General features: G+C 41.5%; 14 protein-coding genes. 4 read left to right on the plus strand and 10 right to left on the minus strand.

What is annotated here, in order from left to right; translation table 11 throughout:
• Positions 1 to 47: 47 nt before the first annotated feature.
• Complete coding sequence (iadA, locus tag ACR42H_RS14805) at positions 48 to 1,223, minus strand: beta-aspartyl-peptidase (protein ID WP_113884788.1); 1,176 nt, start codon at positions 1,221 to 1,223, stop codon at positions 48 to 50.
• A 36-nt stretch (positions 1,224 to 1,259) separates the two neighbouring features.
• Positions 1,260 to 2,762 carry a putative basic amino acid antiporter YfcC gene (gene yfcC, locus ACR42H_RS14810; RefSeq protein ID WP_436371447.1) on the minus strand — a complete coding sequence of 501 codons (1,503 nt, stop codon included), beginning with the start codon at positions 2,760 to 2,762 and terminating at the stop codon, positions 1,260 to 1,262.
• A gap of 159 nt (positions 2,763 to 2,921) precedes the next feature.
• On the opposite strand from yfcC, the gene ACR42H_RS14815 reads away from it, so the two are divergent.
• Complete coding sequence (locus ACR42H_RS14815) at positions 2,922 to 4,934, plus strand: sigma 54-interacting transcriptional regulator (RefSeq protein WP_436371449.1); 2,013 nt, start codon at positions 2,922 to 2,924, stop codon at positions 4,932 to 4,934.
• Between the two features lie 48 nt (positions 4,935 to 4,982).
• Here the strand turns inward: ACR42H_RS14815 and rpmG are convergent, their stop codons facing one another.
• From rpmG to ACR42H_RS14855, 8 genes are all read right to left on the minus strand, one after another.
• On the minus strand, positions 4,983 to 5,132 hold the full coding sequence (gene rpmG / locus ACR42H_RS14820; protein WP_095312352.1) for a 50S ribosomal protein L33: 150 nt from the start codon (positions 5,130 to 5,132) through the stop codon (positions 4,983 to 4,985).
• A gap of 24 nt (positions 5,133 to 5,156) precedes the next feature.
• Positions 5,157 to 6,323 (minus strand): FAD/NAD(P)-binding protein, encoded by a 1,167-nt coding sequence (locus tag ACR42H_RS14825; RefSeq protein WP_436371452.1) that lies wholly within the window; start codon positions 6,321 to 6,323, stop codon positions 5,157 to 5,159.
• Between the two features lie 59 nt (positions 6,324 to 6,382).
• Entirely contained in the window at positions 6,383 to 6,748 is a 366-nt protein-coding gene (locus ACR42H_RS14830) for a hypothetical protein (RefSeq protein WP_436371453.1), read from the minus strand.
• Between the two features lie 33 nt (positions 6,749 to 6,781).
• Positions 6,782 to 7,033, minus strand: a complete 252-nt coding sequence (locus tag ACR42H_RS14835) for a type B 50S ribosomal protein L31 (RefSeq protein WP_113884783.1) — start codon at positions 7,031 to 7,033, stop codon at positions 6,782 to 6,784.
• A gap of 193 nt (positions 7,034 to 7,226) precedes the next feature.
• Complete coding sequence (gene rpsN, locus ACR42H_RS14840) at positions 7,227 to 7,496, minus strand: 30S ribosomal protein S14 (RefSeq protein ID WP_113884782.1); 270 nt, start codon at positions 7,494 to 7,496, stop codon at positions 7,227 to 7,229.
• Between the two features lie 173 nt (positions 7,497 to 7,669).
• Entirely contained in the window at positions 7,670 to 9,271 is a 1,602-nt protein-coding gene (locus ACR42H_RS14845; protein ID WP_436371455.1) for an ABC transporter permease, read from the minus strand.
• Positions 9,271 to 10,173 (minus strand): ABC transporter ATP-binding protein, encoded by a 903-nt coding sequence (locus tag ACR42H_RS14850; protein WP_436371457.1) that lies wholly within the window; start codon positions 10,171 to 10,173, stop codon positions 9,271 to 9,273. The genes ACR42H_RS14845 and ACR42H_RS14850 overlap by 1 nt, the downstream gene beginning before the upstream one ends.
• A gap of 2 nt (positions 10,174 to 10,175) precedes the next feature.
• Positions 10,176 to 10,778, minus strand: a complete 603-nt coding sequence (locus tag ACR42H_RS14855) for a TetR/AcrR family transcriptional regulator (protein WP_436371459.1) — start codon at positions 10,776 to 10,778, stop codon at positions 10,176 to 10,178.
• Positions 10,779 to 10,936: 158 nt separating this feature from the next.
• Here ACR42H_RS14855 and ACR42H_RS14860 point away from each other — a divergent pair, with 158 nt between their 5' ends.
• The 3 genes from ACR42H_RS14860 (at position 10,937) to ACR42H_RS14870 (ending at position 13,572) form a co-directional block, all read left to right on the plus strand.
• The gene (locus ACR42H_RS14860; RefSeq protein ID WP_258549834.1) at positions 10,937 to 11,059 is read left to right on the plus strand and encodes a hypothetical protein; all 123 of its coding nucleotides are present in this window, start codon (positions 10,937 to 10,939) and stop codon (positions 11,057 to 11,059) included.
• 621 nt (positions 11,060 to 11,680) lie between these two features.
• A complete protein-coding gene (locus tag ACR42H_RS14865; RefSeq protein ID WP_436371460.1) occupies positions 11,681 to 12,799 on the plus strand; it encodes a YibE/F family protein in 1,119 nt (372 codons plus the stop codon).
• Positions 12,796 to 13,572 (plus strand): YibE/F family protein, encoded by a 777-nt coding sequence (locus ACR42H_RS14870; protein WP_436371462.1) that lies wholly within the window; start codon positions 12,796 to 12,798, stop codon positions 13,570 to 13,572. The genes ACR42H_RS14865 and ACR42H_RS14870 overlap by 4 nt, the downstream gene beginning before the upstream one ends.
• The last annotated feature ends 57 nt before the right edge of the window (positions 13,573 to 13,629 follow it).

Consider the following 13,629-nt stretch of genomic DNA (forward strand, 5'->3'; position numbering starts at 1 on the left):
AGAGCAGCCCCTATTTTTTAAGAGCTGCCTGGTTTCATTCTCATTTATTATTCAAAGGTTCCTTTCACAACAGCCTTACCGTCTTCAACCATTTTTCTGCCAAGGGAAAAAACGGTTTCGATTGCCAGTGTTTCTTTTTTCAAAAGCACAAGGTCTGCATCTTTACCTTCCTCTATCCTTCCTTTTTGGTAAAGCTTGAGGATAGAAGCTGGATTTTCTGTAATGACAGAAAGTGCCTTTTCTATAGAGACCCCTTCTTGAAGGATCGCATCCCGCACTTCGGAAAAGAGTGTGGAAACTTTGCCAATTTGCAGGCCAATCAGTTCTCCCTGCTCATTGAAATCAGGCAGGCTGGCCTGGCCGTCTGAAGTAAACGTAATTTGTCCAGCAGGAATCCCTTCGTCCAGCATGAATCTCAGAGCCTTGCTGCACTTTACTTCCCCTTCTTCGAGAAACTTTGGTATGGAGCTTGTCGTGAAATCGACATAGCCGCCTTTTTTGGCATAACGTATGCCAGCTTCAAATAAATGAGGATTACGATTAATATGTGTCGGGTAAAATTGTTTAATTGGTATATCCGTTTTCTCCACAACGTCTTCCAAGAGTTTTAAATGATCATAACTATCACCCACATGGACATTTACAATTCCCGCTTTACCCGAAAGCATGCCACCTACACGTGCGGCTGAAGCGATTTTAGCCATCTCCTCAACTGTCGGCTGAGAAGAGCGGTGGTCGGCGATCGCAATTTCTCCGACACCGATAATCTTGTCAATCAGAATGAGATCATCTTCAATTTTTCCAGTCAGTGTTTTTACTGGCACTTGATATGAACCCGTCTGGACAAAACAGGTAATTCCTTCTTCCTCAAGCCCCCGGGCTTTAGCAATAAGACTAGCCATGGTCCGTGTTGTTCCGTCTGTGCCAATGACACCTACCAGGGTAGTAATGCCAGACAGTGTAGCATCTGTCAGCTGGATTTCCGGTGTCCGCGTTTTATAGCTTCCCTCACCGCCGCCGCCGATAATATGAACGTGCGAATCGATAAAACCTGGAACGGCAATTTTCCCTTCGGCATCAATGACTTCAATATCCGCAAATGAAAGATCAGGTATTTCAATCGAATCGCGGATATAGCCTATTTTATTATGAACAAGTAATAAATCCTTTTTCCCAAGATACTGCGGAGAATAGATTTCTGCGTTCTTTATAAGATTTAACAAGGATAAACCCCTTTCTGTCTAACTTATGATGTCTAGTTAAAGACCGATTAGTACTGCGCCAATCACAAATAATGAAGAAATCCCCATAAGGAGCAGCAAAAATTTGATGATAAATTTTGCCCATGTTCCCCAGTCAAGTCTTGCTGCTCCAAGAGCTCCCAGAAGGGCTGCAGAAGTAGGAACAAAAATATTTGTCAAACCATCGCCGAGCTGGAAAGCAAGCACGGCAACCTGCCTGGATACTCCGGCAATATCAGCCAGCGGCGCCATCAGCGGCATCGTAAGGGCTGCCTGGCCTGATCCTGAAACAACAAAGAAATTGAATCCGGATTGAAAAAGATACATAAACCACGCAGACAGGGCTGCAGGGAAATCCCCAATTACCTGTCCGGCACCGAAGAGCATTGTATTTAATACAGATGGTGCATCCGGACTGTCTCCGCCTAAGATGATGACAATGCCTTTTGCCATGCCTACAACCAATGCTGCCGGCAAAAGATCTTTTGCCCCTTCAATGAATCCTTCAGCAATATCATCTATCTTCATACTATTAAGCTTAAAGAAGACGGCAATAAGCCCCGATGCCAATCCGATCGTAAAAAATTGCGAAGCTATTTCCGGGATATAGTATGCATGTTCCACAACACCCCATACAATCCAGGCAATTCCGGCTGCTATGGTTAACAGAACAAGGCCGTGTCCAAGAGTAAATCGGACCTTTAGCTCCCCCGTTTTCATTTCTTTCCTGAAATAACTGTCTGATTCATAGCTTACTGATTTTAAAGGATCCTTTTTAATTCCAGCTGCATATCTCCATGTATAGATAATGCCTATTAATGTGAAAACAGCCCACATGCCTATTCGAAAAGGTGCGCCAGACATAACGGGAACTCCCGATACACCCTGTGCAATGGCCACACTGAAAGGGTTCATCCAGGAGGTGGCAAACCCAATTTGTGTTGCAACATAGGTGATCATCACACCTGTTATCGCATCATAGCCAAGTGCAACCATAAGAGGAACAAGAATCATCGCAAACGCAATGGCCTCCTCTCCCATGCCAAAAACAGCTCCTCCAAGCGAAAACAGGAAAAACATAATCGGTATGATTAAGATTTCTCTGCCTTTTGTCTTGTCAATCACACTTAAAATGCCTTCTTCAATAGCACGAGTTTTCATTATAATTCCAAATGCTCCGCCAATGATCAATATGAATGCTACTACGCCAACTGCGGATCCCCATTTATCTCCTGATACGAGTCCTTCAAAAACATAATTTAAAAACCCAGCTTCTCCCCCAGATTCAAAAAGGCTTGTACCCTGGCGGACAGGATTTCCTTCTTCATCCTTCACTATTTCGAAGCTGTCGGGAATCAATACGGTCTTGGTTGACTCTTCCCCGTTTTGCGTATAAGTTACTTCTTCCGTCTGGAATTGTCCAACGGGAACCAAATACGTAACAATGGCAGCCAGAAGGACTACAAAGAAAACGATGACAAACGTGTGCGGCACTTTCCAGGCTTTGTTTTTTTCTTTCATTCTATTTCCCCCTTTATCTCTAGATGTAAATATTTAATGCAATTTGTGTGCCAAGTTGAAAATTCAGAATAAATGGATAAAAGATTGAAAACTGGTTTATTAATGGGTTATTTAACTGGTATAATAATAACCATTAATCAACCAATAAAGGAGTTTACCATGAAAAATGAATTAGTGCTGCTTGCCGGAACCAGGGAAACCTGTAAAGAACTCACAGAACAGCTAAAAGGAATTCTCGGACAGTATATACGAATAAAGAGCTTTGCTTCAGAAGAATATCTGCCCCCCTTAATAGAGGATGCCTTAATTGTGTATTCTTCTTACCTGATTCATGATGAAGTAAAGCATGTTATTGCTCCTTCCTGTGAAGTGATCACAGCTCACAGAACCGTAAATTATCAATATATCGATTACCTATTTGAAATACCAAATGACACAAATGTCCTTTTTGTAAATGACTTTCCACAGAGCACCATAGACTCTATTGAAACTCTGGACAGACTCGGAATCAGACATCTCCGATATATTCCCTATTCACCTGGCAGAGAAGTTCCAGATTCGATTGAGGTTGCCGTTACTCCAGGAGAAATGGAATTAATCCCTTCTTCTATCCCAACAAAACTTAATCTCGGTGTCCGGCTTATTGATATTCACACGATTATGGCTATTATTGATTACTTTGAACTGCCGGAAGCCCTCAGAATAAACATCACCGATAAGTACACCGGAAAAATAATTGAACTGAGCAAGAAACTATCATCCTTGAAACAGGAAGCCGATAAACTCAATCAATATTTAAAAAGGGTCGTAGATGGAGTAAATGATGGGATTTTGGCATTTGACAGTTCCGGTTCGATTTCAGTCTTTAACAAAGAGCTTGAGAGAATGATAGGAATATCACCTGAGTATGCGCTTAAGAAGAAAATCGGCCAGGTATTCAGAAACAACGAACTGCTGGATTTCTTGTTAAATGATGAAGCTGGTGATCAGGAAGCCTTTACGGTAAGACAAACAAACTTGTTGGTGCACCGATTTCCAATGAAAAATGATAACACGATTGTTGCCACATTTAAAAATATGGATGAAACGATCGAAATGGAAAGAAGAGTAAAACTGGAGCTTCAGAAAAAGGGTTTTGTATCTAAATATACATTCCAAAGCATTTTGGGTGAGAGTCAGACCCTTCAGGAAACCATTCGGATTGCCAAGAAACTTTCATTATCCGACCTACCTATCTTGGTTCAGGGGGAAAGCGGCACTGGAAAAGAACTGTTCACCGGAGCCATCCATTCGGAATCGAGCAGAAAAAATGCACCTTTTTTAGGAATAAATTGTAACGCCCTTCCAGAAGAATTGCTTGAAAGTGAATTATTCGGATATGAAGATGGGGCATTCACCGGGGCAAGAAAAGGCGGAAAAAAAGGACTTTTTGAACAGGCTGACCAAGGGACTTTGTTTTTGGATGAGATTGGGGATATCAGTATGAAACTGCAGGCCAGGCTATTACGCGTTCTCGAAGAATGGGAAATCCGCAGAATAGGAGGAAACAAGATTATTCCTATTAATGTCAGGATCATTGCGGCGACTAATCGGAACTTAAAGCACATGATCGAAGAAGGAAGGTTCCGTGAAGATCTATATCATCGTTTAAAGGTTCTGTCCTTGTCCATTCCTTCCCTAAGGCAGAGAAGAACAGATATTCCAATTTTAATTAAGTCCTTCATAAGACAGAGCCAGAAACCTGCTGCTGACATAACAGAGGATACTTTAGAATTATTGTCCCAGATGGAATGGAAGGGAAATATAAGAGAATTGAAGAATGTAGTACAGTACATGCTTGCCGTTTCGGATGATAATGTTCTGAAAGTTTCTGATTTGCCGGCAGACCTAGCCCCGGCAAGGGTCCAATTAACGCCAAAGACTCTAACAAACTTAAAAGCTGAACACAAGATTCTGCTTACATTTATTGCCGAGTTAAATGAGAAAGGAATACCAGCAAGCCGAAAGAAATTGTCAGCTCTTACCCAGAATACAAACTTCCCCCTCACGGAACAGCAGGCAAGACTCAGACTCAAGGAATTAGAACAGCTGGGATTTGTCATCATCCGCCAGGGGAGATCAGGCACCAATGTGACAGAAAAGGGACTGGAGTTTGCATTGTCGAATAATTAAAATGAAAATTCAGCACGATTTTCAAATACCGTGCTGAATTTTCAGGTCTTACTTCGTTTCACGGTGCAACGTATGCTTCTTTAAACGAGGAGAATATTTCATTAATTCGATCCGGTCAGGATTGTTCCGCTTATTTTTGGTTGTAATATAATTCCTGTCCCCTGTCTCTGTACAAGCTAATGTAATCTTTACTCTCATAATGATTTCCTCCTTATTAACTTCTTAAATGCTTTGAACAATTCTTTCTGCAGCCTGGCGCGCCCCTGAAATATTTCGGGCTATCGGCCCAATTTCCAGTTCTGCCAGGGGCCCTGTTACATATAGTTGCGGGCACCATTCAAGAGATTGACTGACAATCGGGTATCCGCACTTTGCACATGGAAGGCCAAACGTTTCAATGGCTTTCTCGAGCCAGCTTCCGCCAGGCCTGGATGGCCTGAACCCGGTTGCAAAAACAATCGAATGTACCTTGACTTCCTGTGTGTCCACGAAAAGAAGCAGTTCCTTGTTTTCTCCTTCCTTCACGGAAGTAACCTCTCCGTCTTCCACCTTTATCGTTCGATCATTTTCAAGCTTCCTAAGCTTATGGAATAATTCTGAGGGCAGCGATCCCCGGTTTCTCGCCTTTTTAATTATTTCTCTGCGTTCGGAATAATCCGTGATTCGCTGGTAGTGTTTTTGATATTTTGGTCCAAGCCATCCCGGATCACTGTCAAAATCACAAACTTTAAAGGGATGCCTTTTTATTAAATTGACTTGACCTGGATATAATGTCGAAAGCTTGATAGCTGTATGGGCGGCTGTAATGCCTCCTCCAATTACGGCAACTGGCGGCCTCAATTTTGAAAAATCTGCAGTTTCATCAAAGATGTGATACAGCTGATGACTGCCTTGCTTAATAGAATCTGCCCATTCCGGTACATGAAGCTGATCGTTTATGCTTAATGCCAGTACGACTTTTTTGGATTTTAGACTTTCTCCTCGGGCTGTGCTTACAATCCAATAATTGTCTTCCCTATCGAGACCATTTACATATCCCTGATGCCAGCTGGTCCCTAACCCAAGATCATGGAGAAGAGTCTGACTGTGCTCATTAAACATTTCCAGGGATGGCCTCTTATAGACCCCATAAAACTCACTTTTCTTCCATTGGTGCCTTGCTGCGTAGCTTCTTAGGCTGAATGGATCGACATCAAGGTGATGTACAAAAGGTGAGCGCAGAAACTTCATGCCAATCCGATCCGTACTTGCAGTCCACTTAAATAATGGCCTTACATGTGGATCAATAATGCGCAGCTTATCAGTTGATACCTTATTATTCTTTACTAAGAAGGCTGCAATGGTACTGCCCTGAATGCCGCCTCCTACAACGATCCAATCATAAACCATATGACCCTCCTGGTGCAGAGTTTAATACGAAATCATTACGATTTAAACAACGGATTTTTCTACGGTTTACTTTCATTTAAGGAGAAATAAAAATATTTAACTTTATTCCCTTTCTTTCTTGCCCGGACACTATCTGTTATTTCGACCCATGTTACTTGGTTCAATTTATTCTCAAGCTCCCTGCTAATAATGTCTTCAATTTCATGCATGATCATCATCAGCTGTCCAAATGAAAGGTTAAAATGTTCTGCCGCCTGCCTATGAGGTGAGTGCTTCACAAGTAGAGCCATAAATTCTTCTGAAGTCGAAGCCTTTTGAGCCAATTCTTCTTCCAGATCAACGACATATTCATAAATCTCCTTTTGCTTAGGAGGGAGAGACTTTACAATCTCTCTTGAGAAAATTTCCATAAGATGTGAATTCATATCTTTCACCTCACCTTGCCAAGTGAAGAAACCTTACTTGTTCTTCATGTTATATCTCTTCATAAATCGTTCAGCACGTCCGCCGCGATCCGTGAACTTCTGAACTCCAGTATAAAACGGATGTGTATCTGAGCTTACTTCAACTTTAATCAATGGGTATGTGTTTCCATCTTCCCACTCGATTGTTTCATTTGCAGTCTTTGTTGATCCTGTCAAAAATTTAAAGCCGCTGTTCATATCCATGAATACTACTTTATGATATTCCGGATGAATACTTTCCTTCATTTTCATTACCTCCACATTTTATTTTTAAATCGCCATTTGTTTATAATTTTATGAAAAAGTTATCCACGTCCAGCTCCAGCGCCTACCCCCTCGAGGTCACAAGCCAATCCGCCCAGAAACGTAAAGAGCACCTTTCCGATCGGCTCGACTTGTGCTTGTCGGGGGGTGAGCAAGGCGCTTGATGCTTTTGTTTTTACCAGCTGGATTTCTTTACTCCCGGAACTTGCCCTTTGTGCGCATATTCCCGAAAAGCGATTCGGGACATTTTAAATTTGCGGAGATATCCCCTTGGTCTGCCCGTCACCTGGCAGCGGTTTTTCAGCCGTGTTGGTGATGAGTCTCTTGGCAGTTTCCTTAAAGCCTCATAATCCCCTTTTTCTTTTAGTTCCTTACGTATTTCTGCATACTTTAATACAAGCTCCTGGCGTTTGATTTCCTTTGCTACCTTTGATTTTTTTGCCAAGGTAAGTCACTCCTTCCTGGTGAAAATCGTAATTATTACGATTTGAATAATGTTATTTAATCACAAAGACTTTGATATTGCAACACATGTAACTTCAGAATTTCCTTTTGACTGTTATTAGTATGAATAAAAAACGCAATCCCCATATAGATTGCGTTTCTTAATTTCTATTTTCATTGCTCGATATCCCGCTTATTAAACCCTATAAACCCTGCTAACGCCAGTCCCCCAGCAATTAAACACAATAGAAGCAGCGGGATAATTGAAAATTCCTCAATCGGTGCCTGCGGAACATGGCCAAAAGGAGAAATACTGCCGATCCAGTCAGAAAATTGGAATAAACCTCCTAAATACAGCACAATAAAAGAATATAAAACATAGAACCAAATAAAACCGGATAATTTTGGCAGGAAGCCAATTAGAAATACGGCCAGGCTGATCATGACCAGCATGGCTGGATAATAGGACAATGCAGCTCCAAAGATCATTCCAAAGGATAACCCGCCTTCAACCACAGCAGTTCCGGCAGACCAAAGGCCGAGTGCTGCAAGTGAGATCATGACAAATCCATTAATGACGGAAATGACATAATAGCTGCCTAACAGTTTTGTCCGTGAAACGGCCCTGCTTAACAGGTGAACAATTCGTTCCTTTTTCTCCTCGCCGCGGAGCTTATTCATGGCCATAACCGGAGGAATGGTTGCCATCAGTGAAATGACAATCATCAGCATGGGAATGAATTGTTCCACCAATGTTACCCCTTCTGTTGGTTTAAGGAGCTGCTTCATGGCCTCATTATCAGAGAAAAATGATTCCAGATCACCTAAAACTGAACCGTAAGAAGCCCCCAGCACAAACATGCCTATTGCCCATGAAATGATTCCGGTACGCTGCAATCTTAACGCAAGGCCGGTTGGACTCTGCAAAAAGCGTGATGCATATTTTTTTCCGGGTCTGGATGGTAAAAATCCGCGATCCAGATCTCGAATTGCATTCAAATAATTCGCGACGGCAAAAAGAACCATGGCTGCAGCAATCATTAAGACAATAGGCCACCAATTATTAGAATCATAGACTTCTGCTTTGGTTACCCATGCGAGCGGCGAAAGCCAGGATAATGATTCATTGCTGATGTCTGTAATTGCTCTAAAAAGGTAAGAAATAAGAAGAATGGCTATCGAATAACCGATTGTTCCGCGTGAACTATCTGAAGCTTGAGCAAATACAGCTGTTACACCTGCGAAAAATAGACCCGTCGCCCCTAATGCAGCACCATATAGCAATGACCCTTCCAGATCCATGCTTTCAATTCCAAGGGCATAAAGGCCGAATCCATTAATTAAGGCCAATACAATGCATGCTGCCGATACTACAAGCAGTGATGCATTTAAATAGGATAGACGCCCTACAGGCAGCGAACGGAGCAATTCCAGTCGTCCATCCTCTTCATCAGCCCTGGTATGCCGCGTAACCAGCAGGATGCTCATTAAACCAGTCACAGCAGCAGTCATTAAAAGCATTTGATGGGCCGTCATGACACCAATCGTATAGTTGCTTAAATCCGCGGGACCAGTCATGGCAGTCATCGCCGGGTTTGCCATCGTTTGTGCCATTGCATCTCTTTCCTGCTGAGAATTATATAATCCCTTAAAGGCTGTTGGAACGATTATCGTGAAAAAGGTAAGTGCCAGCACCCATATTGGGATCCGCAAACGGTCCAGCCGGAATATAAATTTTGAAAGGAAAGCAGTTTTTGCTAAATGGTTGCCTGCCATCAGCGGACACCTCCAGTATCCTTTGCCCCTTCATAATGACGCATAAATAAATCCTCTAATGTTGGCGGGGCACTTTCCAGCCTGATGATGCCAAATTGACTTATATGCCTGATGACTGCATCCATTTGCATCGTATCAACCTGAAACGACATCCCATGTTCACTTTCCTGAACCTCATGAATGCCTGGCATATCAAGTAATCCTGTAATCGGCATGCTGGTGCCAACGAGCATTTGTGTCCGTGTAAGGTGGCGCAGCTCATTTAAGGTTCCCGACTCAATAATTTTGCCTTGACGGATAATGCTTACCCGGTCGCACAGCTTTTCTACCTCTGATAAAATATGGCTGGACAAGAGAACACTCTTTCCTTGTCTTTTAACTTCCATCACACATTCCTGAAAAACCTTTTCCATCAATGGATCCAGGCCTGATGTCGGCTCATCCAGAATGAACAAGTCAGCATCAGAGGAAAAGGCCGCAACCAGAGCAACCTTTTGCCTGTTGCCTTTAGAGTAGGTTCTGCACTTCTTGGATGGATCCAAATCAAATTTCTCTATTAACTCCTCACGTTTTGCCTTATTCGCAGTGCCATTTAATTTTATAAATAAATCAATAACCTCCCCCCCTGTTAAGTTTGGCCAGAGATTCACGTCACCTGGCACATATGCCACCCTCTTATGAATGTCGACAGCATCCTGCCAGGCGTCCTTGTTAAAAAGCTTTACTTCTCCGCCTGTTGCCTTTAATATCCCCAATAACACCCGAATGGTGGTGGACTTTCCTGCCCCATTTGGGCCGATGAACCCCAGTACTTCACCTGCATTTAACTCGAGATTTACCCCATTCAGTGCTGTAAACTTGCCGAATTTCTTTGTTAGGTTGGTTACTTTTAAAAGGCTCATGCTCATTCCTCCCCATTTTTATAAAAACAGCGCTTTAAAATTTCCTTATAACTGTCCCATTCGTTAAACAGCTCGATACCGATATCCTCAAATGACGTGATTTTCGCTATTTGCAGTTCCGCGAAACCAGTCATGGTCCAATTAAGGATATTCATCGCCTTTTCAGGCTCTATATCCTCCCGAAGCTTTGACCAGTCGATGTTTTCGTAGATTCTTTTGAAGCCATCTTTTTGAATGTTTGCCAGCAGTAGATTTATATCCGATTTTACATCCTGAGCATCTTCTTCAAGCAGTGATTTTAAGAAATCAAATACAAGGGGATACTTCTTTTGAATGTTTAATTTAATGAACCCTACCTGGCTGATTCTTTCAAAAATGTCCCTTTCATTCATGTCTATTTCAACATAGATTTGTTCTATGATGTTTACTGCATTCTGAATCAAAAAGAAATACAAATCCTTTTTATTGCTGAAATAGTTGAACAATGAGCCTTTGCTTATTTGTGCATCCTTTACCATTTCATTTGTTGATGCCTTTTCATAACCGCTCTTCACAAATTCTTTCATGGCTGCATTGATAATTCGTTCCTGTTTTTCGGGTTTCAAGCTGTAAAAAGTAGTATTAATTATATTGCACTCCTTTCACTAAAATGACCAATATGGTCATTTTCAACATAACAAAAAATGACCACTTTGGTCAATGTTTTTTTATAAAAATTCGTATTCTAAGTTTTATCTAATGATTCAGGGGGGATACATTTTATATGGAGGTGATAGAGGTGACTTTGCTTTTCTATAAAGCAATGGAGGCATTCAAGAAGGACGCAGAAAGACAGAAACAAGAGAAACAGCAAACTGAAAGCTCCATTTTGCAGAAAAAAAAATAACAGCATGGCTCAGCAGTCATTCTCTTTCATCCTTCTGGATGATTTTTTTTTGAGTAATTTGAATCCATAAATGAATGCGGGCAAATATGAGAGTATAGTACGGGACAAGCTGGATGAGAAGCATGAATCCTGTTCATCAAATATTAAATAAGCAAAGTGAGCATGTGGTTTATTTAAAATCTGATAATTCAATAAGCACGATACAGGTTGGAGATGACAATTTTTGTGTCTTGCGGCTAACTCCTCAACTGTCCGCGGTTCTTTACCTTTCAGCATGTTAAAATCACTTCCTTTGCAGTTCTCATACAAGTTATATTGTTCGATCTAGGGATCTCCCTGACCAATGATCCCTTGATATTCCTTATACTTTTGCCATTACAAATGCCTGCCAGGTGTTAAACCTTGCAGGCATTTCTCTTTGACCTTATCTGCAGCCCATGATGCTTAGAGGCCAAAACAATTGGACATTGCACACACACTTTGATACGCTTGACTATCTGAAAAAATTACTGTTATTCTTATTGCGTTGAAGCGGGCAGCTGCATGGCATCATTATGGGCTTCAGCGGAAAAACCGCTTATTTATACTAAAAACTGTCTTTATATTCTCTGGAGGTTCATTTTGAAAAACATCCCTTTAAAAAAATTCTATTTATATATCATATTGGCATCTTGCATTGCTTCCTCTGCTCTATTTGTTCAAAACAATGACTCATTCTATGAACGAACAATTGCTGAAGTTAAAGAGGTTCAAACTCATCATTCTGAAGAAGTAAAGGATATTTATGATAATGAAGATCGCCTATATGAACAGCGTATCGTGGCAGAAATAACGAATGGCGAAGAAAAAGGGCAGCAAATCCAGTTATCCAATCAGTATTCTAAATCCAAAGCATACGATTATGAAATTCAAACAGGACAAAAGTTATTCGTATCCATAGAGGAGAAAAAAGAAGGTGCTGGAGAATTAAGCGGAGATATCCTTGATCTAAAGCGCGACCATTACATACTATTGACAGGATGGATCTTTATCCTGATACTGCTTTTTGTCGGGAAAAAGCAAGGTCTCTTTTCCATCATCAGCCTGGCAGTTAATGCCGTGCTGCTTTCTTATGCATTGGATGTATATCTGAAGAATCCGGAAATAAGCCTGCTGCTGATATGCAGTGCGGCAGTCATCTTATTTACCGTTACCTCCCTTCTGCTCGTAAACGGCTTTAATGAAAAAACATATGCAGCGATTATTGCTACTCTTGCGGCGACTTTTTTATCATTATTAATCACTTATCTAGTCATTCGGTTAACTGGCGGGAAGGGCTTAAGATATGAAGAGCTCCAGTTTATAACCAGGCCCTATCAGATGGTATTCTTAGCCGGTTTATTTATCGGCTCTTTAGGTGCGGTTATGGATGTGGCCATTACCATGTCATCCTCATTGTTTAGCTTATATGAAAAAAATAACAGCATTCCCGTGCAGGCTCTTAAACGCTCTGGTATGGAAGTGGGCAAAGACATTATGGGCACCATGACGAATATCTTGTTTTTCGCCTATATCAGCGGTTCGATTCCGATGCTTATTCTGTATATAAAAAATGACTCACCGCTCGGATTCAGCCTATCCATGAACCTTTCGCTGGAGTTAGCCCGGGCACTTGCCGGAGGAATTGGGATTGTGATCACGATTCCGATTGGGCTGTATACCACGATATACTTCATTAATAGAAAGAGGGCACAAAGATGAACGCAATCCTATTGCTGGCAGTCATTTTATTTATTCTGATGACCCTTATAGGCGGAAAAAAAGGAGCCAGATCATTTTTTGCGATCTTCCTCAACTTCGGAGTGATTATTTTCGTCCTTTTCTTTATGAACGATCCTAATATCAATCCAATTATCGTTACATTATTCGCCTGTGCATTCATTGGCTGTATCAATCTATTTTTTATAAATGAAGTGAACATTAAGACGAAAACCGCATTTCTGGCTTCTATCATTACTACGGTCGTTCTCATTGTGTTCATTGTCATTATTGCAGAAAAGTCAATGATTCAGGGATTTGGTGAAGAGGAAATAGAAGAATTGAGCATATTTTCCCTTTATATTGGGGTTGATTTTGTTAAAGTGGCTGCGTCTGTCATCATTATGAGTACAATCGGCGCCATAACCGATGCTGCCATGGCCATTTCTTCCCCAATGAGGGAAATTCATTATCATCACCCGGACATTAGCAGAAAAGACTTGTTCCAAGCTGGCATCAGCATCGGTAAGGATATTCTCGGAACAAGCACCAACACATTATTTTTCGCCTTCTTTGGCGGATATTTAGCACTGCTGATATGGTTTAAAGACCTGTCCTATTCACCAGGTGAAATTATCAATTCAAAGATTTTCAGCGGCGAGATGATCACGATTTTCTGTGCAGGAATTGGGGTAACAATGGTGATCCCCATCACGTCGTGGATTACCGCCATGTATTTAGTGAAAAGAGGAAATACATCCGATACGACTGAATAGCTTTGACTACAGCCCTTTTGAGAGGCTGCAGTCAACTAAATGATTCATCCTTATTTC

This window comes from Cytobacillus sp. BC1816, from assembly GCF_051353635.1.
GTDB classification, from domain to species: domain Bacteria; phylum Bacillota; class Bacilli; order Bacillales; family Cytobacillaceae; genus Cytobacillus; species Cytobacillus oceanisediminis_C.